Source organism: Microvirga sp. M2 (assembly GCF_047497095.1).
Classification (GTDB): domain Bacteria; phylum Pseudomonadota; class Alphaproteobacteria; order Rhizobiales; family Beijerinckiaceae; genus Microvirga.
Genome location: NZ_CP134063.1, coordinates 1,897,818 through 1,918,649 on the forward strand (window position 1 = coordinate 1,897,818; position 20,832 = coordinate 1,918,649).

A 20,832-nucleotide genomic window follows, 5' to 3' on the forward strand; every position below is an offset into this window, starting at 1 on the left:
GCTTCCAGAATGGCAAAGAAGCCTGCTTCCGCAGCAACCATCACCGTTGAGCAGATCGGTTCGCCGATCCGCCGCGAGGCCAAGCAGCGCCAGACGCTGATCGGCCTCAAGCTCAACAAGCTCCATCGCACCTCGACCTTGGAAGACACGCCGTCAGTTCGCGGCATGATCGAGAAGGTCAAGCACCTCGTGCGCGTTGTCGACGGGCAGTGAGGAGAGCGGTCATGAAACTCAACGAAATTCGTGACAACGAAGGTTCCACCAAGAACCGCATGCGCGTCGGCCGTGGTATCGGCTCGGGCAAGGGCAAGACCGGTGGCCGCGGCGTCAAGGGTCAGAAGTCCCGTACCGGCGTGTCGATCAAGGGCTTCGAAGGCGGTCAGATGCCCCTGCATCGCCGTCTGCCGAAGCGCGGCTTCAACAAGCCGAACGCGATCGATCTGAACGAGGTCAATGTCGGCCGCATCCAGCAGGCGATCGAGGCCGGCAAGCTCGACCAGGCCGCTCCGGTGACCGTCGAGTCGCTGGTAGCTGCCGGCGTGGTCTCCAGGGCCCGTGACGGCGTGAAGATCCTCGGCGTCGGCGAGCTCAAGGCGAAGCTGTCCTTCCAGGTCCACGGCGCCTCCAAGTCTGCCGTCGAGGCGATCGAGAAGGCTGGCGGTTCGGTGACCCTGCTGGGCGCCGTTGCACAGGCGTGAGCCTGAGCCCACATTAAGCCAGATCCAAGCGGCGGCCCGCGTCTGATCGCGTGGCCGCCGTTTGTGTGATGTGAGTTCGTTAAGTTAAAGTTTGACTGCGCCGGAGGAAGGCGCGATCAAGCTCCTGCCTTCAAAAGTTTGCATGATCCGTGCGGAGCCCGCTTAGGCCCTATGTCGATCATGCCTCGGTATTTCGGGGACGAAAAATGGCTTCAGCAGCCGAGCAACTCGCCGCAAACATCAATTTCGGGTCGATCGCCAAGGCGGAGGAATTGAAGAAGCGCATTTGGTTCACCCTCGGTGCGCTCATCATTTATCGCCTCGGCACCTATATCCCGCTGCCCGGGATCAACCCGGAGGCCCTTTCGCAGAGCTTCCAGAACGCCAGCGGCGGCGTTCTCGGGCTTTTCAACATGTTTTCGGGCGGCGCCGTCGAGCGCATGGCGATCTTCGCCCTGAACATCATGCCCTACATTTCGGCATCGATCATCGTCCAGCTTCTCACCTCCGTTCTTCCCTCGCTCGAGGCGCTCAAGAAGGAAGGGGAGGCGGGCCGCAAGATCCTGAACCAGTATACCCGCTACCTGACCGTGTTCCTGGCCGTGTTCCAGTCCTGGGGCATCGCCGTGGGCCTGCAGAGCTCGGGCAACATTGTTCTGGCCCCGGGTCCCTTCTTCCTCATCTCGACGGTCATCACCCTGACCGGCGGCACCATGTTCCTGATGTGGCTCGGTGAGCAGATCACCTCTCGCGGCATCGGCAACGGCACCTCCCTCATCATCTTCGCGGGTATCGTCGCCAACCTTCCGCGGGCCATCGCCGGAACGCTCGAGCTCGGACGGCAGGGTGCGATCTCGACAGGGCTGATCATCGGCGTGATCGTGATGGCGGTCGCCATCATCTACTTCGTCGTGTTCATGGAGCGGGCTCAGCGGCGCCTTCTGATCAATTATCCGAAGCGCCAGGTCGGCAACCGCCTGTACGAGGGCCAGACCTCGTTCCTGCCGCTCAAGCTCAACACCTCGGGCGTCATCCCGCCGATCTTCGCCTCGTCGCTCCTGCTGCTGCCGGCCACCATCGCCAGCTTCCAGACCGGCGCGGACGGCACCGGGTTCATCTCCATGCTCACGACCTATCTCGGGCATGGGCGTCCGGCCTACATGTTCCTCTATGCGGCTCTGATCGTCTTCTTCGCGTTCTTCTACACGGCCATCGTGTTCAACCCGACCGAAACCGCCGACAACCTGAAGAAGCAGGGCGGGTTCATTCCGGGCATCCGTCCCGGTGAAAGAACGGCCGACTTTATCGATCAGGTGTTGACTCGCATCACCGTTCTCGGTGCAGCTTACCTCGTCATCATCTGCCTGATTCCGGAAGTTCTGGTGTCCTACGCGGCGCTGCCATTCTACTTTGGCGGCACTTCGCTCCTGATCGTCGTGTCTGTTACCATGGACACGGTTGCCCAGGTGCACGGCCATCTGTTGGCGCACCAGTACGAGGGCCTCGTCAAGAAGGCGAAGCTCAAGGGCGCACGGCGGCGGTAAGAGGTCGGCATCCCCGCAGGGCAATGCGGGGTGCCCATTCAAGTTGTGAGGGGAACGTCTATGAGGATCATCCTGCTGGGGCCGCCTGGGGCCGGTAAAGGGACCCAGGCCGTGCGTCTGGTCGAGCGTCTGGGAATACCCCAGCTGTCGACCGGCGATATGCTCCGGGCGGCGGTGGCTGCCGGCACCCCGGTAGGCCTCAAGGCGAAGGCCGTGATGGATCGCGGAGAGCTGGTGTCCGACGACATCGTGGTCGGCATCATCGCGGACCGGATCGAGGAGTCCGACGCCAAGGCGGGTTTCATCCTCGACGGTTTTCCCCGCACCGTGGCGCAGGCCGAGGCCTTCGATTCCATGCTGGCCGAGAAGGGCCTCAAGCTCGACGGCGTGATCGAGTTCAAGGTCAACGAGAACGAGCTCGTGGACCGCATCGTGAAGCGGGCCCTGGAGACGGAAGCCCGCGGCGAGCAGGTCCGCAAGGACGACAATCCGGATGTCTTCAAGACCCGTCTCGAGGCCTACCGGAACCAGACCGCTCCTCTGTCCGCCTACTACGAAGGCAGGGGCATGCTGAAGGCGGTCGACGGCATGAAGGCCATCGACGAGGTGACCCAGGCCGTGAAGGCGATTCTCGGGCGGTGAGGTTCAAGCCTCACCGATTCGGGCCTCGCGGTTTTTTGTCTCCTAAACAAAGGTTGACGGCGCTTCGATTTGCGGCTATGTGCCACCTCTTGCATCAGAAGGCATCCGGTTCCGAAGGCTTCGCAGGAGGTCGTTCGGGCCGTTTTCTTTTGCATTCATAACCCGCGCAGGGGCCGGCCTCCACCGGACGCGCGACAATCATCAACGGAAGCTCAGGCTTCATCATATGGAGACGGACGATGGCCCGTATAGCAGGCGTCAACATCCCGACCGGCAAGCGCGTTGTGATCGCGCTTCAGTATATCCACGGCATCGGGCCCAAGAAGGCTCAGGAGATCGTCGAGAAGGTCAACATCCCGGCCGAGCGCCGCGTGAACCAGCTGACCGACGCCGAGGTTCTGGCCATCCGCGAGACCATCGACCGCGATTATCTCGTGGAAGGCGACCTTCGCCGCGAAGTGTCCATGAACATCAAGCGCCTGATGGATCTCGGCGCTTACCGTGGTCTGCGTCACCGCCGCAGCCTGCCGGTTCGCGGCCAGCGCACCCACACCAACGCCCGCACCCGCAAGGGCAAGGCGAAGCCGATCGCCGGCAAGAAGAAGTAAGTTTTCAGCGGCCACCCGGGCGGGTGGCCCTTTTCTCCCGAGCGCCTGGCATAACGGGCGCGTTTGAAGGATCTTTGGAATGGCTAAAGAAGCGACCCGCGTACGCCGCCGCGAACGCAAGAACATCGTCTCCGGCGTGGCGCATGTGAACGCCTCGTTCAACAACACCATGATCACCATCACGGATGCACAGGGCAACACGATTTCGTGGTCCTCGGCCGGCGCGATGGGCTTCAAGGGCTCCCGCAAGTCGACCCCTTACGCCGCGCAGGTCGCGGCTGAGGATGCTGCCCGCAAGGCTGCCGAGCACGGCATGCGCACCCTCGAGGTCGAGGTGTCCGGTCCCGGCTCCGGCCGTGAGTCCGCACTGCGCGCCCTTCAGTCGGCCGGCTTCACCGTCACCTCGATCCGTGACGTGACGCCGATCCCGCACAACGGCTGCCGCCCTCGCAAGCGTCGCCGCGTCTAATTAAGATCATCCGGCGCGTGGGCCTTCGCCCGCGCGCGTTCCGGTTTAAAGGGCTGGCCCGTGGCCTCCCTTCAAGCCGTACCTCGAGAGGTGTGGTTGTGATCCAAAAGAACTGGCAAGAGCTGATTAAGCCCAACAAGCTCGAAGTCGCCCCCGGCGTCGATCCGAAGCGCATCGCGACGGTGGTTGCCGAGCCGCTCGAGCGCGGCTTCGGCACGACGCTCGGCAACTCGCTGCGTCGTGTTCTCCTGTCGTCGCTCCAGGGCGCGGCGGTGACGTCGATCCATATCGACGGCGTGCTGCACGAGTTCTCGTCCATCCCGGGCGTCCGCGAGGATGTGACGGACATCGTTCTGAACGTGAAGGCGGTCGCCATCAGGATGCAGGGCGAGGGTCCGAAGCGCATGACGCTCCGCAAGACCGGCCCCGGCGCGGTCACCGCAGGCGACATCAACACGGTCGGCGACGTTCAGATTCTGAATCCTGAACTCGTTCTCTGCACCCTCGACGACGGTGCCGAGATCCGCATGGAGTTCACGGTCGATACCGGCAAGGGCTATGTCCCGGCCGAGCGTAACCGCGCGGAGGATGCTCCGATCGGCCTCATCCCGGTCGATTCGCTCTACAGCCCGGTCAAGAAGGTGTCGTATCGCATCGAGAACACCCGCGAGGGCCAGATTCTCGACTACGACAAGCTGATCATGACGGTCGAGACCAACGGCGCCGTGACGCCCGAGGATGCCGTGGCCTATGCCGCCCGCATCCTGCAGGATCAGCTCCAGGTCTTCGTCAACTTCGAGGAGCCCCGGAAGGAAGAGACGGCCGCAGCCGCGCCGCAGCTTCCGTTCAACCCGGCGCTGCTCAAGAAGGTCGACGAGCTCGAGCTGTCGGTCCGTTCGGCGAACTGCCTGAAGAACGACAACATCGTCTATATCGGCGACCTCATCCAGAAGTCCGAGGCGGAGATGCTCCGCACCCCGAACTTCGGCCGCAAGTCGCTCAACGAGATCAAGGAAGTTCTCGCCGGCATGGGCCTGCACCTCGGCATGGACGTGCCGGGCTGGCCGCCCGAGAACATCGAAGATCTCGCGAAGCGCTTCGAAGAGCATTACTGAGTTTCTCGAAGCCGCCTCCATCCGGAGGGCGGCTTCGGATACGGCCCGCCGGGAACGGCGGTGAATTAAGAGAGACGGCCGTACCTTGGCACGGCGGCCGTGAAATCAAGGAGAGAGCCAATGCGTCATGGATTCAGTGGTCGTCGTTTCAACCGCACGAGCGAGCACCGCAAGGCAATGTTCGCCAATATGGCGGCTGCGCTGATCAAGCACGAGCAGATCGTCACTACCCTTCCGAAGGCCAAGGACCTGCGTCCGGTCGTCGAGAAGCTGATCACGCTCGGCAAGCGCGGCGACCTGCATGCCCGCCGCCAGGCCATGTCCAAGCTGCGCGACGAGGCGATGGTGAAGAAGCTGTTCGACGTTCTTGGCGCTCGCTACAAGGACCGCAACGGCGGCTACACCCGTGTCCTGAAGGCCGGCTTCCGCTTCGGCGACAACGCCCCGATGGCCGTGATCGAGTTCGTGGATCGCGACGTCGACGCGCGCGGCCAGGATTCGGGCCCGACCCAGAAGGAAGAGATCGTCGAGGCCGCCGAGTAATCGCTCCGGCGTCAGCCGATTGCATCAAGGGCGGTCCTTCGGGCCGCCCTTTTTGCTTGCGGGGCGCTTTGCCCTATGTGTCGGGAGCTTGGTGTTCCAGCTCAGGCACTTTATCGATTATTGCCGTTGTTGAAGGGATTCGACCCCATGCGTTGTTCTCCGATCCGTCTGATGCTCATCGCCGCCGCTGTCGCGTTTGGGGTTGGGAGCGCTTCCGCCCAGACCCAGCGCGCCGTGCCGGAGAGCAAGGCGCAGGTTCAGCTCTCTTTCGCGCCGATCGTTCGCGAGACCGCGGGGGCCGTGGTGAACGTCTATGCCTCACGCAACGATCGGCGGCAGAATCCCTCGATGGACGAGTTCTTTCGCCGGTTCTTCGGCGAGGGTGCGCCGGGCATCCCGCGAGGCCGTTCCCAGAGCTCCCTCGGTTCGGGCGTGATCGTCGATCCGTCCGGTCTCGTGATCACCAACAACCACGTCATCGAGAACATGAACGAGGTGAAGGTAGCGCTCGCCGACCGGCGGGAATTCGAGGCGGAGATCGTTCTCCGGGACAGCCGCATCGATCTCGCCGTGCTCAGGCTGAAGGGGGCGACGAATCTCCAAAGCATCTCCATCGGGGATTCCGAGGCGCTGCAGGTGGGCGACCTCGTTCTGGCCATCGGCAATCCGTTCGGGGTCGGTCAGACGGTGACCCAAGGCATCGTCTCCGCCGTCGCGCGCACGCAGGTCGGGATCTCCGACTACCAGTTCTTCATTCAGACCGATGCGGCCATCAATCCGGGCAATTCCGGCGGCGCCCTCATCGACATGAGCGGCCAGCTCGTCGGCATCAATACCGCCATCTATTCCCGTTCCGGGGGCAGCATCGGCATCGGCTTCGCCATTCCGTCCAGCATGGTTCGGGTCGTCATCAACTCGGCCAAGGGCGGGGCGCGCAACGTGGTGCGCCCGTGGCTCGGCGCGCAGCTCCAGGGCGTTGACGGCGACATCGCGACGGGGCTCGGCCTGGATCATCCCACGGGGGCTCTGGTCACGTCCGTTTTCGAAAAGGGGCCCGGCGCAGAAGCCGGATTGAAGCGGGGGGACGTGATCCTGGCGGTGGACGGACAATCCATCGACAACCCCGATTCCTTCGGCTACCGCTTCACGCTGAAGGGCACGCAGGGGCAGACGCCCCTGACGATCCTGCGCAGCGGGAAGCAGAGCACGCTCCAGGTCAAGCTGACGCCTCCGCCCGAGAATCCGTCGCGGGATCCGGTCCGCGGCCGTGCGCGGACTCCGTTCGCCGGCGCGACCCTGGTCAATATCTCGCCGGCGGTGGCCGACGAGCTCCAGGTCGACATGGCCGACCAGGGTGTGGTGGTCGCGGATCTCGACGACCGCGGCGTGGCGGCGAATGTCGGCTTCCAGAAGGGCGATCTCATCGTGGCCATCAACGGCGAGCGGCTGGCTTCCACGAAGGACGCCGAACGGCTGATCGGCCAGGCCGGAGGCTATTGGGAAATCACGATCAACCGCGGCGGCCGCGTGTTCACGACGGTGCTCGGCCGATGAGCGGCTGGACGGTTTCCACCGCGCTGTCCGATGCCGAAATCGCCACGGCCTACCGCTGGATCTCCACCGAGAGCTACTGGGCCAAGGACCTGCCGTTCCCATTCTTCCAGCGTTCCGTGGCGAACTCCCTCTGCTTCGCTCTGCGCGATAGGGCCGGAGAGCTGCGGGGCTTTGCCCGGGTCGTCACGGACAGGGCCACCTTCGCCTATCTCTGCGATGTCTTCGTGTGCGCCGGCACGCGGGGCAAGGGCGCGGGGAGGGCCCTGATGGACGCCATCATGGGGCATCCGGACCTTCAGGATCTGCGCCGCTGGATGCTGGCAACGAGGGATGCTCACGGCTTCTACGCCGAATACGGCTTTTCCATCCCGGAGAATCCCGAAAGGCTGATGCAACGGCTCGACCCGGATGTCTATGCGCGGCTCCAGCATCGGGTGTGAGATCCAACCCGCATCCGATGCTGTCGATCTCTCCTTTCGAGCATCTTTTCACACAGAACCGGTTCCCACTTTTGCGTTCGATGCTCTAAATTCCGAGGGACCATGAGCGACCTGTTCTCATCCGCCGGCCTCGATCGGAACGCGCCTCGGCCGCTCGCCGACCGGATGCGGCCGCAGATGCTGTCCGAGGTCGTAGGGCAGGATCATCTCGTCGGTCCCGACGGCATCCTGACCCGGCTGATCGTCTCGAAGTCTCTCGGCTCCCTGATCTTCTGGGGACCGCCCGGGACGGGAAAGACCACGGTCGCGCGGCTTCTCGCCCATGACACGGATCTGCATTTCGAGCAGATCTCGGCCATCTTCTCGGGCGTTGCCGATCTGAAGAAGGTGTTCGAAGCCGCCCGCCAGCGCCGGGCGCTCGGCAAGGGCACGCTGCTCTTCGTCGACGAGATCCACCGCTTCAACCGCGCGCAGCTCGATGCCTTCCTGCCCGTCATGGAGGACGGCACGATCACTCTGGTCGGGGCGACCACCGAGAACCCGTCCTTCGAGCTGAATGCGGCGCTTCTTTCCCGCGCCCGCGTGCTTCTGTTCAAGGCGCTCGACGAGGAGGCGATCCGGCAGATCCTGGCGAGAGCCGAGGCGATCACGGGAAAGGCTCTGCCGCTGGACGACGAGGCGCGCGCTTCCCTGGTGCGCATGGCCGACGGAGACGGGCGCGCCGTGCTGACCCTGGCCGAAGAGGTGTGGCGTTCGGCCAAGCCCGGCGAGGTCTTCGACGCGGCGCAGCTGCAGGAGATCATCCAGCGCCGCGCGCCGATCTACGACAAGGGGCAGGAGGGGCATTACAATCTCATCTCCGCCCTGCACAAGGCCATTCGCGGCTCGGATCCGGACGCCGCGCTCTATTACCTCGCGCGCATGCTGGACGCAGGCGAGGACCGCCTGTTCATCGCCCGCCGTCTCGTCCGCGCGGCGGTGGAGGATATCGGGCTTGCCGATCCGCAGGCGCTGGTGATCGCGAACGCGGCAAAGGACGCCTTCGATTTCCTGGGCTCGCCCGAGGGCGAGCTGGCGCTGGCCCAGGCCACGATCTATCTCGCCACGGCGCCGAAATCGAACGCGCTCTACACCGCCTACAAGGGGGCGACGGCGGCCGCGAAGGCCTACGGCTCGCTCATGCCTCCCAGAACGATCCTGAACGCACCGACGAAGCTCATGAAGAAGATCGGCTACGGAGAGAACTACCGCTACGATCACGATGAGCCGGACGCGTTCTCGGGGCAGGATTACTGGCCCGAGAAGCTCGGCCGACAGACGTTCTATGAACCCGTCGACCGTGGCTTCGAACGCGAGGTGAGGAAGCGCCTCGATTGGTGGGAGAAGCTTCGCCGCGAACGGCGCGGCGGCGGACAGGACTAGACCATGAAGGCTTATCTCCTCGTTTTTCTCGGCGCCGGAATCGGCGGGGCTTTCCGCCATGCGGTGAATATCGGCTGCGCCCGCTACTGCGGCATGGCCTTTCCCTGGGGCACCCTGACCGTGAACGTGGTGGGGTCGTTCCTCATGGGCGCCATCGCCGGATGGCTGGCGTTCAAGGCGGGCGAGGGGTGGAGCCAGCCGCTGCGCCTCTTCCTCACCACGGGTATTCTCGGGGGCTTCACGACGTTCTCGGCTTTTTCCCTCGACGCGGTGCTGATCTGGGAACGCGGGCAGGCGGGAGTCGCTGCCGGATACATCGCGGCCTCGGTCCTGTTGTCCCTGGCTGGGCTGGTGTCGGGATTGGCCGTGATCCGCGCGATGGCCGCCTGACGACGGCCGACCGGAGAAGACTCTCCGGCGGCGGAGGCATGTTCGAATAATTCGCGGCCGGAAGTGTTGTTTATGACAAGAGTGAGTTGGCCCTAACGGAGGGCATTGTCATGAACGTTGCATGCGAGTCGAAATCCCTATCCAAACCGAAATTCAAATCCTGGCTGATCGCCGCCGTCATCGGCGCGGGAGCCATTGCGGTCGCGGCGCCTGCCGATGCGCGATTTGGAGGCGGCATGGGCGGTTTCCATGGAGGCATGGGGGGCTTTGGGGGCATGGGCGGCTTCCATGGAGGCATGGGCGGGTTCCATCCGTTCCTCATGCATCCGGGCCCCCATATGGGCTTCAGCCCAGGATTCCGTCCAGGCTTCCGTCCAGGCTTTGCCGGTCGCCCCTTCTTCGGGAACCGCCCGTTCTTCGATCACGGTCGCTTCCATCACAATAACGGCTTCGCCTTCGGCCTCGTGAGCGGGGCGCTTCTCGGGGGTCTCGGCTACGGCTATCCCTACGATTCCTATTACGACTACGGGTATCCCACCTACGGGGTCGCCTATGGCGGCGCCTGCTATCTCGCCCCCCGTCGCGTCGTGAATCGTTGGGGCCACATCGTCCTGCGCCGCGTCGTGGTGTGCTACTAGAGCATCGATCCCGAAAGGGTGAACAGGTTTTGCGTGAAAAGATGCTCAAGCTCACAATGGTAAAGCGTCGGACGTGAGGTCGATGTCACGCCCGACGCTGTAGCGTTAGGGCTCGCCGACAGGCGACCGGGAGGGAGCCTGGACCCATCCTTCGGACAATTCGCCCGGCATGGGACCGTGCCGGGCGATCCTCATGATCCTATCCGTGCGGCAGGCTCGCCTGCGTCGGGAGGCGCCGCCGCAATCAAAATGATTTCGGTGCTCGATTGCCGCCCGTGCGGCGCTCTGGTACCCACGATCTCATGAAGAAAAGCAGTTCAGGACAGAATAACGGCGCCCGCGGCGGTCGCGCGGGCTCCCGGCAGGGCTTCCGCTCCCGCGAGGACAGGCCCGCGCGTGCGGGCGCGCCTTCGAAGAAGGCTCCCGCGAAGAAGGCCCCCGCGAAAGCGGCCGGGAAGGCGCCGCGCCCCTCGGCAGCCGCCCGCGGCGAGAAGCCTGCCGCCCGGCCGCCGGCGCGGCCCGCGGCCGCGGAGGCGCCGCGGCAGCCGACCCGCGCCCAGGCCAAGGCGGCGGCGCAGGAGGTGCTGGCGACCGGCGTGCAGACGCTCGTGGTCGAGCCCGACGAGGCCGACATGCGGGTCGACCGTTTCCTGGTCGCGCGTTTCCCGCAACTGGCCTTCACGCATATCCAGCGCATCGTCCGAAAGGGAGAGCTGCGGGTCGACGGCAAGCGCGCGGATCCCAGCGACCGCCTGACGCCGGGACAGAAGGTCCGCGTTCCCCCGCTCAAGCTCGATCAGCCGCGCCCCGTGTCGCGCAATGCGGGCAAGGATCAGAGCGAGCGCGAGTTCCTGCAATCCATCACGCTCTATGAGGACAAGGACGTCCTCATCATCAACAAGCCCATGGGGCTGGCGGTGCAGGGCGGCTCCGGCACGACGCGCCATGTGGACGGCCTGCTCGAATGCATGCGCGATGCGGAGGGCCAGAAGCCCCGCCTCGTGCACCGTCTCGACAAGGACACCGCGGGCTGTCTCGTCATCGCCAAGACGCGCTTTGCCGCCTCCACCATGGCGAAATCCTTCCGCTCCCGCACCACGCGCAAGATCTATTGGGCGCTGGTGGCAGGCGTGCCGCGCGTCCGCCAGGGGCGCGTTTCGACCTATCTCGCCAAGGAAGGCGACGAGGGCGATGCGCGCATGAAGGTGGCGCATCACGGCGACGAGGGCGCAAGCCACGCGCTCACCTATTACGCGGTCGTCGAGACGGCGGCGCAGAAGCTCGCCTGGCTCTCCCTGAAGCCGGTCACCGGGCGGACGCACCAGCTGCGCGCCCATACGGCTCATATCGGCCATCCCATCGTCGGCGACCCGAAATATTTCGACATCGAGAATTGGGAGCTGCCGGGCGGCATTCAGAACAAGCTGCACCTGCTGGCGCGGCGCATCGTGATCGCTCATCCGAGAACCGGAAAACCGATCGACGTCACCGCGCCGCTGCCGCCGCACATGCAGCAGAGCTTCAACCTGCTCGGGTTCGATACGACTCAGTACGATCCGATCGTCGAGGCCCCCGAGGAGTAATCCGGACGATCCGTTTTTTGATCCCTTCTTGTCGTACTTTTGCCGTGGGCCGAGCGCACCCTCGATTGCCTCGATCATCCAGCGGATGACCGGGACATTGGCAAGGAGGAGATCGATGGAACACAAAGATCTCGACTATCTCCGTAGCGTAGCCGACGTTCAGCCGAGGCCTCTCACCCAGGAGGAGCGGCTCGACCGATGGATCACCCTTCTCGAGCGCGATCCGACACGGCGCCTGAATTCCCTCGGTGAAATCGAATACAAGCCTCCGACAGAGCGGGCCCTGGTCCGGGAGGACAATTCTCCCCTGACCGTCGCCTACGAGGACCCGATCCTGCGGGCTGACGGCCTTGCGAGCGACCGGCTCGGAGATGCCATGCGGTATTTCGGACTCACCGACGGGCAGGCGCATTACGCCCTTTGCTCGTGCCTGAGCGGGCACACGGCAGAATCGGGAGCCTTCGCCCAGCGCCTGCGCAACACGACGGGCGACGTGGCCTGGCAGCAGGCCATCGGAGCCTGGGCTCTCGCGAGCCTGGCCGTGGGTCTGCCGGCGCTCGTGTATTTCTTGCGCTGAGCCGAGCGAAAGGGCCGTGACCTCTCCTTTCGGCCGGGGAAAGGCCCGTTCCCCGGTCGGTGCCGTTTGACTGCGGCTGCAGGGTCGACGATGAATGGCGAAGCTTCAGCGTGAAAGGCTTTCGCCATGCTTCGCATCGAGCCCATGACCCTCTCGACCGACCGGCTCATTCTTCGCCCTTTGAGCCTCGATGACGTGCCCGCTCTGGGCGAGGCCGCCATGGACGGGGCTCTCTGGGAAAAGAAGACCACGACGGTGCCGAGGCCGGAAGGCTTCGAGGAATATGTGCGAAAGGCCCTCGACCTGCAGGCGGCGGGGCTTGCTCTTCCCTTCGCCACCGTGGTCCGGGACGGCGAGCGTGTCGTCGGATCGACGCGTTACATGAATATCGATGCGGCCAATCACAGGGTGGAAATCGGCACGACCTGGATCGCGGGATCCTGGCAGCGCACCTTCGTGAATACCCATGCGAAGTTTCTCATGCTCCGCCATGCCTTCGAGGCGCTCGGCTGCCATGCGGTCGAGATCCGGACGCATTCGCTCAACGACCAGTCCCGCGCCGCCATCGAGCGCCTGGGCGCCAAGCTCGACGGCATCCTGCGCCGCCACATGATCATGCCCGACGGGCATATCCGCGACACGGCGGTCTACAGCATCCTCCAGGAGGAATGGCCCGAGGTGAAAGCGCGGCTGCAGCAGCGCCTGGAGGCTTGAGCATTCCCGACTCCCGGAACGCGTCTCGCAAGGGAAGCGTTGATGAAGCGTTGATCCAGACGGGTGAATGCCAGACGGGTGAAAGATGGAGTTGAGGAATGGGCAGCGCCGTTCGCGACAATACTGCAGGCCACCGCTTCGAGCTCGAACGGAACGGCCATCTCGCTTTCGCCAATTATGAACGCCGCAGCTCGTCTCTCGTCATCCGGCATGTGGAGGCGGCCGTTCCGCTGCGCGGCACGGGCGCCGCGGACGAACTGATGCGCGGCGTCGCCGAGATCGCCCGGGCCGAGGGCCGCAAGATCACGCCGCTCTGCGGCTACGCTCACGCCTGGATCAGGCGGCACAAGGAGTTCCACGACCTTCTGAACTGACCGGAGCCGCTATCCGAAAAGGGTGTGCCTTTTCGCCGTACTGCGGAATGACGCCAAAACGACTACAGGTTGGACTTCATCGACAAGAAACGAAGTTCGACAGGGGGCGTCTGTGTCCGGTGTGATCGAGAAAGCAAGAAGGCTCTTGCGCAGGAAAAGTGTTGCCATCGGCGCCGCCATTCTGGCTCTGGCGGTGGTCGCGGCCGCCATTTCCGTGCCCTTTTTCCTCTCCGAGACGGTCGACGAGATCGCCTATTCGGACTTCTCCCGCGAGCTCGATGCGGGCAAAATCCGCAAGGTCCAGGTTCAGGAGGGCGGCCTCTCGGTCTGGATCGACGATCAGAAGGCCTTCGTCCGGGTGCCGAGTTCGCATCTGAGCGCCCTGACCGTCGACCGGGCGACCGCCGCGGGCGCGCAGGTCGTCTTCCAGCCGTCCGGAATCGATCCCGCCCATGCGGCGAGCTTCGTGATTTCCCTCATCATGGTCGCGGCGGTTCTGGCGCTCGTGGCCGTCCAGGTGGATTTCAAGCCGACATCGCGCTGGCCCCGTGCCGTCAAGAACGTTCCCGACCGCTTCGACCACGTGGCGGGTCAGGAGGAGGCGAAGGCCGAATTGCAGGAAGTCATCGCCTTCCTCAGCGACGCCCGGGCCTTCGAGCGGGTGGGGGCCCGCATCCCCAAGGGGGTGCTGATGGTCGGCCCGCCCGGGACCGGCAAGACATTGATCGCCAAGGCCCTCGCGGGCGAGGCCGGCGTATCCTTCATGGCCGTGGCGGGGAGCGACTTCTCCGCCCCGCTGATCGGCATCGCCAAGAGCCGCGTGGCCAAGCTGTTCGAGCAGGCCCGCAGGCGCGCGCCGTGCCTGATCTTCATCGACGAGATCGACGCCATCGGCCGCAAGCGCGGCGGCGGCGGGTCGGCGGCGGACCGGGAGTTCGAGTCGACCCTGAACCAGCTCCTGGTGGAGATGGACGGTTTCAACACGACGAGCGGCGTCATCGTGATCGGCGCGACCAACCGGGTCGACGTGCTCGATCCCGCCCTGCTGCGCCCCGGCCGCTTCGACCGGCAGGTCCATATCGGCCTGCCCGACATCACAGGCCGGGAGGCGATCCTCTCCGTGCATGCGCGCAACGTGAAGCTGGCGTCGGGCGTCGAGCTCGCATCGATCGCCCGGGGAACGCCCGGCTTCTCGGGGGCCGATCTGAGCAACCTCCTCAACGAGGCGGCGATCTTCGCGGCGCGCGACGGTCTGGCCGAGATCTGCCGCGAACACCTGGAGGCCGCCCGCAACAAGATCATCATGGGGCTGGAGCGCCGTTCCCTCGTGATCAGCACGGAGGAGCGCAGGCTCGTCGCGGTGCACGAGGCGGGCCACGCCCTGTGCGCCTGCCTGACTCCGGGCTCCGACAAGGTGCACAGCGCCACCATCATTCCGCATGGCCAGGCGCTGGGCCTCGTCATGCGCCTGCCCGAGAACGACCGCTACTGCATTCCCGTGGAAAAGCTCGAAGCCGACCTCATCGTCGCCATGGGCGGGCGCGCCGCGGAGGAGGTGGTCTTCGGCCCCCGCAAGGTCACGACGGGCGCCGCGAGCGACATCGCCCATGCGACCAGCATCGCCACGCGCATGGTCACGGAATGGGGCATGAGCCCCGCCATCGGCATGGTGAAGGTGGCCCGCTCTGGCGATAGCTTCCCGCGCGAGGCGGAACAGGAGATTCGCCGCATCGTCGAAGAGATGTATGCGGCGGCCAAAGCCTGCATCGAGGACAACCGCGAGGGGCTCGACGCCCTCGTCGAGGCGCTCCTGGAACACGAGACCATCGAGGGCGACGAGGTCCGCCGGATCGTGTCTCCGACCCAGAGGCGGCTCGCGGCCGCCTGATCGGAGCTCTCAGTTCTCCGCGAAGAACGCGGCTTCATCAAAGAGAGAGCAGGCATTCGGATCCCGTCAGAATGCTTGCTCGAGGGGGGCGTCGATCGTGCAGACGACCCCTGTCGGCCCGAAGTCGATGACGACCGACCCGCCGAGCTCCTGGGCGAGGCTGCGCTCGATGAGCCGGGTTCCGAAACCCCGGCGTTCGGGCGCCGCGACGGGCGGGCCGTCCATTTCCCGCCAGGTCATCTTGAGACGTGGGCCGGATTCCCGGTCCAGAACGACCCACCCGATGGCGACACGTCCGCCCTCATGCGACAGGGCGCCGTATTTGGCCGCGTTGGTGCCGAGTTCCTGGAGAGCCATGGCGAGGGCAAGAGCGATGCGGGGCGGCAGGCGGATATCGGGTCCGGACACCTCGAAACGGTCTTTCGCTCCGCGAAACGGCTCGATCGCCTGCTGAACCAGCTCCGCCAGGGACGCGCCGTCCCAGTTCTCGCGCGTGAGGACGTCGTGAGCGCGCGAGAGGGCGAAAAGGCGGCCCTCGACGGCCTCGCGGGCTTCCGCCGTGGTCGCCGCGCTGCGCAGGCTCTGGGTAGCGATCGACTGCACGGTGGCGAGCGTGTTCTTGACCCGGTGGTTGAGCTCGTTGATCAGCAATTGCTGATGGTCCTCGGCCTTCTTGCGGGCGGTGATGTCCAGGGCCACCCCGATGGTGCGGGCCGGAACGCCGTGGTCGATGTCCAGCAATTCGACCCGCAGCAACAGCCAGTGCAGCGAGCCGTCGGGCCAGACGACCTGCAGCTCCGTTTCGGCGAAACGGTCGCCCCGGGCCAGGGCTTCCAGGGTCACGCGCCAGAGCCTGACCCTCTCACCCGGCGCAAGGCGCTGCCGGATGTCGACCGTGGTGGGGACGAGAGCCGGGGGCAGGCCGAGAAGGCGGTTCAGTTCCGGCGAGGATTTGATCGTGCTCGTGGCGGTGTCCGCCTCCCAGATCGCCATATGCCCGGCGTCGATGGCCAGGCGCAGCCTGGCCTCGCTCTCGGACAAAGCGGCTTGCGACTGCTTGATATCGGTCAGATCGGAGGCGAGCACGTAGAAGCCGACGACGCTGCCGTCCTCCCGCTGGTCCGGAATGTACTCCGATTTGACGTAGCGCAGACCGCTGGGGAAATGGGCCCACCATTCATGACAGATGCGCTTGCCCGAGAAAACGGCATCAATGAGAGGCTTCACGCGGCCATAGGTGGCCTCTCCGACGGCGTCCTTCAGCTGAACGCCGAACAGGTCCTCGGGGGATTGGAGCAGCCAGGTCTCGTAAGCCCTGTTGTTGAAGCGGTAGCGCTGGTCGCCGTCGACATAGGCGATCAGGACGGGAAGGTTGTCGGTGATTCGCCTGAGCTTCTCCTCACTGGCGCGCGCGCGCGTTTCGCTTTCGCACAAGCGGCTCTCGTCCGCCTGCAGGGAATCGCGCGAGACCTGCAGGGCGTCGATGCGCAGAGATGCGGAGGACAACTCCTGCGCATGGTCACGGCCTCGGGCCTCGTGATGCGATGCGGCGGCCTGCAAGAGTCCGGCCTGTTCGCGGAGCCGTAGGCGCAGTTCAGTGTTGGCGCGCTCCAATTCCTCGATCCGCCGCAGAAGGTCGTCTTTCACTGTGTCGGGAGCCTTGGTTCGATTGTCTTGGTTCGATTGTCTTGGTTCGATTGTCTTGGCGAGGTTGCCTTGGCAAACTTGGCGGGTTTGCTGAAAATAGTGCTTATTCGCCCCATGGCGAGTCCGGACAGATGGTCGCTCGCCCTGGCCCGACATCCCCAGGCTTTGACGGGAGCGATGCATCGCTGCGCTGGCAGGAAACGCATGAATTGAATAAGGTGCCGCTTCAGAAAAGGGGCAATGGGTGATGAAGCGTCTCCTCCAAGCGGTCTTCGTGATCGGCATCGGATTCCTGGCAACCGCCTGCGACAAGTGCGGCAACTGGAACATCAATACGCCCCAGTTCTGTCATGGTTCCAATCCACAGGGCTGAGCGGGCGGGGAAGTCCTGGTGAAGCTCATTCTCTTCGATGTCGACGGCACGCTCGTCGACAGTCAGAACGTCATCGTGGCCTCGGTGTGCGGGGCGTTCCACGCCTATGGGCTGGAACCGCCGAGCCGGGAGCGCGCCCTCTCGATCGTCGGCCTGTCGCTGGTGGAGGCCTTCACGGTCCTTGCCGGGCCGAAGGCTCCGGTCGAGGGCCTGGCCCAGGCCTATAGGGACGCCTATACGGTTCTGCATCGCGATCCGGTGAACGAGGCGCCGCTCTTTCCGGGGGCAGGCGAGTGCATCGCATGGCTCAACGGCCGCGACGACGTGCATCTCGGGCTTGCGACGGGCAAATCCCGAAAGGGAGTCGTGCGCCTGATTTCTCAGCAGGGCTGGGAGGGTGTCTTCGCCACGACCCAGACCGCCGACGATGCGCCATCGAAACCTCATCCGGCCATGATCCTGCAGGCGATGGAGGCCATCGGCGTCGCCCCGGAGGACACGATGATGATCGGCGATTCCAGTTACGACATGGGAATGGCGCGGGCCGCCGGGGTGCTTCCGATCGGCGTGTCCTGGGGCTTCCAGCCCGTCGCCGCGCTGAACGAGGCGGGGGCTCGCCGCATCGTCGACAGCTACGGGGAGCTCGAGCCGGTGCTCCGGACTTTCATCGCGGGCTACTCGTAACTTTCCGTCCGATCGCCTATTTCTCCCCCATGACAGATTCTTCACGCGACTGGTTCCCATCACAGGACGAGCCCGACCCCATGCGGTCGGCCCAAGCCGGCATGAAGCCCATGCTGCCGAAGCGCTTCTACAAGGAAGCCGGCGTCGAGGAGCGGGACGGGCTTTTCCATCTCGCCCTCGACGGACGCATGGCCAAAACCCCGGGCAAGCAGGCGCTGGCGGTGCCGTCGCGCGCGCTCGCCGAGGCGATGGCCCGGGAATGGGCGGCGCAGGAGACCGAGATCGATCCCGCCACGATGCCGATCACCCGCATCGTCAATTCCGCCATCGACGGCGTGGCGGCGCGCCGGGCCGAAGTGGTGGCGGATCTCGTGCGATATGCGGGATCCGACCTGGTCCTCTACCGGGTGAGCGAACCCGCAAGGCTCGTCCAGGCGCAGGACGATGCCTGGAACCCGATTCTCGACTGGGCGAGGGACAGCCATGGCGCCCGCTTCACCCTGGCGGAAGGCGTCATGCACGTGACCCAGCCGGATGAGGCGGTCGCCGCGATCCGGTCGGCCCTCGAGCGGATCGAGTCGCCCTTCGCGCTCGCCGCCCTGCATGTGATGACCACGCTTTCCGGATCGGTGCTGATCGCGCTGGCCCATGGCTTGGGGCCGCTCGACTCCGATGCGGCCTGGGCCGCCGCCCATGTGGACGAACTGTACCAGGAAAGCGTCTGGGGCGAGGACGAGGAAGCCATGGAGCGCCGCCGCAGGCGCGAGGCCGATTTCAGGGCCGCTTCCGAGGTCTATCGTCTCGGGGCCCTCTCGTAACGAACCCGCCGGTGCCGATGCCCGGCGGGCCTTTCGTCGGATCCTTCGAGGGCTCAGGCGCGGCGGAAGGTGATGCCGCAATGCTTTCGGATCGAGGCTTCCTCGATCGCCTGCATCTGACCTTTCAGGCGTCCGAGCTCGGCCGCCTGGGCGCCGTTGCCGCCGACGAAGAAGGCGGCGGGCCAGAAGACCACGAGGGCGGCGGTGGTGGCGAGCGCATCCCGGGTGCGGGCGGAATCCTGCATGCCGGCGGCGGTGGCGGCGGCGGAGCTGACCCGCTGCGCCTCGGCGCTCAGCTCGCGGCAGCTATAGCCGGAATACATGGATGAGGAGACGTAGGATGCCGCCACGTCCTCGGAGCGGCTGGCGCAGCCGGCGGCCGGCAGGGAAAGGGCGAGGGCTGCAAGGGCTTTCATGGTGTTCATGACTGATCCGTTATAATGTTATAACGTAGTCGTCTTAGCGCGCCGGATCAACCCTGTGAAGTGCTCCGGAGCACACTGCCATCGTGGGACTTTGGAGCGGCTTATGGCTGTGCTAAGCGGGAGCAAGCCACCTCCCGGCATCAGGGACCACCCATGAAAGACATTCTCGAACGGCTTGAAGAGCGGCGGGCGCAGGCTCGTCTTGGCGGGGGCGAGAGGCGCATTCAGGCGCAGCATGGGCGCGGCAAGCTCACGGCGCGCGAGCGCCTCGAGCTGTTGCTCGACACGGGCTCGTTCGAGGAGTTCGACATGTTCGTCGAGCACCGCTCGGCGGATTTCGGCATGGACAAGGCCAAGATCCCGGGCGACGGCGTCGTCACCGGCTGGGGCACGGTCAACGGCCGCACGGTGTTCGTGTTCGCCAAGGATTTCACCGTGTTCGGCGGCTCGCTGTCCGAGGCGCATGCCCAGAAGATCACCAAGATCCAGGACATGGCCCTGAAGATGCGCGCCCCGATCGTCGGCCTGTTCGATGCCGGCGGCGCCCGCATCCAGGAGGGCGTGGCGGCGCTCGGCGGCTACGGCGAGGTGTTCAAGCGCAACGTGATCGCCTCCGGGGTGATCCCGCAGATCTCGGTCATCATGGGCCCGTGCGCGGGCGGCGACGTCTATTCGCCGGCCATGACCGACTTCATCTTCATGGTGCGCGACCGCTCGTACATGTTCGTGACCGGCCCCGACGTGGTCAAGACCGTCACCAACGAGACCGTCACGGCCGAGGAGCTCGGCGGCGCCAAGGTCCACACCACCCGCTCCTCGGTGGCCGACGGCGCCTTCGACAACGACGTCGAGGCGCTGCTGCAGGTGCGCCGCCTGATCGACTTCCTGCCGGCCAACAACCTCGACGGCGTGCCGGAATTCCCGAGCTTCGACGATCCGAGCCGCACCGACGCCAGCCTCGACACCCTGATCCCGGACCATCCGAACAAGCCCTACGACATGAAGGAGCTGATCCTGAAGGTCGTCGACGAGGGCGACTTCTTCGAGCTCCAGGAGGCCTATGCCAAGAACATCATCACCGGCTTCGGGCGCCTCGAGGGCCGCACGGTCGGCTTCGTGGCCAACCAGCCGATGGTGCTGGCCGGCGTGCTCGATGCGGACGCCTCGCGCAAGGCGGCGCGGTTCGTGCGCTTTTGCGACGCGTTCAACATCCCGATCGTCACCTTCGAGGACGTGCCGGGGTTTCTGCCCGGCACGGCGCAGGAATATGGCGGGCTGATCAAGCACGGCGCGAAGCTGCTGTTCGCCTATGCGCAGGCGACGGTGCCGCTGGTGACGGTGATCACCCGCAAGGCCTTCGGCGGGGCCTATGACGTGATGGCGTCAAAACATATCGGCGGCGACATCAACTATGCCTGGCCTTCCGCGCAGATCGCCGTGATGGGGGCCAAGGGCGCGGTCGAGATCATCTTCCGCCAGGATCTGGGCGATGCCGGCAAGATCGCGGCGCGGACCCAGGAATACGAGGACCGCTTCATGTCGCCGTTCGTGGCGGCCGAGCGCGGCTATATCGACGAGGTGATCATGCCGCATTCGACCCGGCGGCGGATCGCCCGGGCGCTCGCCATGCTGCGCCACAAGGAAACCGAGCGCCCTTGGAAAAAACACGATAATATCCCGCTGTGA

General features: G+C 65.2%; 24 protein-coding genes. 22 read left to right on the plus strand and 2 right to left on the minus strand.

What is annotated here, in order from left to right:
• Positions 1-9: 9 nt before the first annotated feature.
• The 18 genes from rpmD (at position 10) to RE429_RS09060 (ending at position 15,199) form a co-directional block, all read left to right on the plus strand.
• Entirely contained in the window at positions 10-213 is a 204-nt protein-coding gene (gene rpmD / locus RE429_RS08975; RefSeq protein ID WP_370438040.1) for a 50S ribosomal protein L30, read from the plus strand.
• An 11-nt stretch (positions 214-224) separates the two neighbouring features.
• The gene (gene rplO / locus RE429_RS08980; protein ID WP_414473940.1) at positions 225-698 is read left to right on the plus strand and encodes a 50S ribosomal protein L15; all 474 of its coding nucleotides are present in this window, start codon (positions 225-227) and stop codon (positions 696-698) included.
• Between the two features lie 206 nt (positions 699-904).
• The gene (gene secY, locus RE429_RS08985; RefSeq protein WP_414473941.1) at positions 905-2,242 is read left to right on the plus strand and encodes a preprotein translocase subunit SecY; all 1,338 of its coding nucleotides are present in this window, start codon (positions 905-907) and stop codon (positions 2,240-2,242) included.
• 60 nt (positions 2,243-2,302) lie between these two features.
• Positions 2,303-2,884: an adenylate kinase gene (locus tag RE429_RS08990; protein ID WP_414473942.1), complete on the plus strand. Its 582-nt coding sequence runs from the start codon at positions 2,303-2,305 to the stop codon at positions 2,882-2,884.
• Between the two features lie 239 nt (positions 2,885-3,123).
• Positions 3,124-3,492: a 30S ribosomal protein S13 gene (gene rpsM, locus RE429_RS08995; RefSeq protein WP_414473943.1), complete on the plus strand. Its 369-nt coding sequence runs from the start codon at positions 3,124-3,126 to the stop codon at positions 3,490-3,492.
• Positions 3,493-3,571: 79 nt separating this feature from the next.
• The gene (gene rpsK / locus RE429_RS09000) at positions 3,572-3,961 is read left to right on the plus strand and encodes a 30S ribosomal protein S11 (RefSeq protein ID WP_091136316.1); all 390 of its coding nucleotides are present in this window, start codon (positions 3,572-3,574) and stop codon (positions 3,959-3,961) included.
• A 92-nt stretch (positions 3,962-4,053) separates the two neighbouring features.
• Positions 4,054-5,076 (plus strand): DNA-directed RNA polymerase subunit alpha, encoded by a 1,023-nt coding sequence (locus tag RE429_RS09005; RefSeq protein WP_370438035.1) that lies wholly within the window; start codon positions 4,054-4,056, stop codon positions 5,074-5,076.
• 120 nt (positions 5,077-5,196) lie between these two features.
• Positions 5,197-5,619, plus strand: a complete 423-nt coding sequence (rplQ, locus tag RE429_RS09010) for a 50S ribosomal protein L17 (RefSeq protein WP_414473944.1) — start codon at positions 5,197-5,199, stop codon at positions 5,617-5,619.
• Between the two features lie 147 nt (positions 5,620-5,766).
• Complete coding sequence (locus RE429_RS09015; RefSeq protein ID WP_414473945.1) at positions 5,767-7,173, plus strand: Do family serine endopeptidase; 1,407 nt, start codon at positions 5,767-5,769, stop codon at positions 7,171-7,173.
• Complete coding sequence (locus RE429_RS09020) at positions 7,170-7,613, plus strand: GNAT family N-acetyltransferase (protein WP_414473946.1); 444 nt, start codon at positions 7,170-7,172, stop codon at positions 7,611-7,613. The genes RE429_RS09015 and RE429_RS09020 overlap by 4 nt, the downstream gene beginning before the upstream one ends.
• A 102-nt stretch (positions 7,614-7,715) precedes the next feature.
• The gene (locus RE429_RS09025; RefSeq protein ID WP_414473947.1) at positions 7,716-9,035 is read left to right on the plus strand and encodes a replication-associated recombination protein A; all 1,320 of its coding nucleotides are present in this window, start codon (positions 7,716-7,718) and stop codon (positions 9,033-9,035) included.
• 3 nt (positions 9,036-9,038) lie between these two features.
• Positions 9,039-9,425, plus strand: coding sequence for a fluoride efflux transporter CrcB (gene crcB, locus RE429_RS09030; protein WP_414473948.1), 387 nt, complete (start codon positions 9,039-9,041; stop codon positions 9,423-9,425).
• A 110-nt stretch (positions 9,426-9,535) separates the two neighbouring features.
• Positions 9,536-10,063 carry a hypothetical protein gene (locus RE429_RS09035; protein WP_414473949.1) on the plus strand — a complete coding sequence of 176 codons (528 nt, stop codon included), beginning with the start codon at positions 9,536-9,538 and terminating at the stop codon, positions 10,061-10,063.
• Positions 10,064-10,365: 302 nt separating this feature from the next.
• Entirely contained in the window at positions 10,366-11,646 is a 1,281-nt protein-coding gene (locus RE429_RS09040) for an RluA family pseudouridine synthase (RefSeq protein ID WP_414474159.1), read from the plus strand.
• A 115-nt stretch (positions 11,647-11,761) separates the two neighbouring features.
• Positions 11,762-12,223, plus strand: a complete 462-nt coding sequence (locus tag RE429_RS09045; RefSeq protein WP_414473950.1) for a hypothetical protein — start codon at positions 11,762-11,764, stop codon at positions 12,221-12,223.
• Positions 12,224-12,349: 126 nt separating this feature from the next.
• A complete protein-coding gene (locus RE429_RS09050) occupies positions 12,350-12,937 on the plus strand; it encodes a GNAT family N-acetyltransferase (protein WP_414473951.1) in 588 nt (195 codons plus the stop codon).
• 98 nt (positions 12,938-13,035) lie between these two features.
• Complete coding sequence (locus tag RE429_RS09055; protein WP_414473952.1) at positions 13,036-13,311, plus strand: GNAT family N-acetyltransferase; 276 nt, start codon at positions 13,036-13,038, stop codon at positions 13,309-13,311.
• 145 nt (positions 13,312-13,456) lie between these two features.
• The gene (locus RE429_RS09060; RefSeq protein WP_414473953.1) at positions 13,457-15,199 is read left to right on the plus strand and encodes an ATP-dependent metallopeptidase FtsH/Yme1/Tma family protein; all 1,743 of its coding nucleotides are present in this window, start codon (positions 13,457-13,459) and stop codon (positions 15,197-15,199) included.
• 66 nt (positions 15,200-15,265) lie between these two features.
• Here RE429_RS09060 and RE429_RS09065 read toward each other — a convergent pair whose 3' ends face one another.
• Positions 15,266-16,846: a sensor histidine kinase gene (locus RE429_RS09065; RefSeq protein ID WP_414473954.1), complete on the minus strand. Its 1,581-nt coding sequence runs from the start codon at positions 16,844-16,846 to the stop codon at positions 15,266-15,268.
• A 244-nt stretch (positions 16,847-17,090) separates the two neighbouring features.
• Here RE429_RS09065 and RE429_RS09070 point away from each other — a divergent pair, with 244 nt between their 5' ends.
• From RE429_RS09070 to RE429_RS09080, 3 genes are all read left to right on the plus strand, one after another.
• Entirely contained in the window at positions 17,091-17,219 is a 129-nt protein-coding gene (locus tag RE429_RS09070; protein ID WP_414473955.1) for a hypothetical protein, read from the plus strand.
• An 18-nt stretch (positions 17,220-17,237) separates the two neighbouring features.
• Positions 17,238-17,903, plus strand: coding sequence for an HAD-IA family hydrolase (locus tag RE429_RS09075; RefSeq protein WP_414473956.1), 666 nt, complete (start codon positions 17,238-17,240; stop codon positions 17,901-17,903).
• An 80-nt stretch (positions 17,904-17,983) separates the two neighbouring features.
• Positions 17,984-18,721 carry an ATP12 family chaperone protein gene (locus RE429_RS09080; protein ID WP_414473957.1) on the plus strand — a complete coding sequence of 246 codons (738 nt, stop codon included), beginning with the start codon at positions 17,984-17,986 and terminating at the stop codon, positions 18,719-18,721.
• Positions 18,722-18,774: 53 nt separating this feature from the next.
• Here the strand turns inward: RE429_RS09080 and RE429_RS09085 are convergent, their stop codons facing one another.
• Positions 18,775-19,146 (minus strand): hypothetical protein, encoded by a 372-nt coding sequence (locus tag RE429_RS09085; RefSeq protein WP_414473958.1) that lies wholly within the window; start codon positions 19,144-19,146, stop codon positions 18,775-18,777.
• Between the two features lie 153 nt (positions 19,147-19,299).
• Between RE429_RS09085 and RE429_RS09090 the strand changes: the two genes are divergently transcribed.
• Positions 19,300-20,832, plus strand: coding sequence for an acyl-CoA carboxylase subunit beta (locus RE429_RS09090; protein WP_414473959.1), 1,533 nt, complete (start codon positions 19,300-19,302; stop codon positions 20,830-20,832).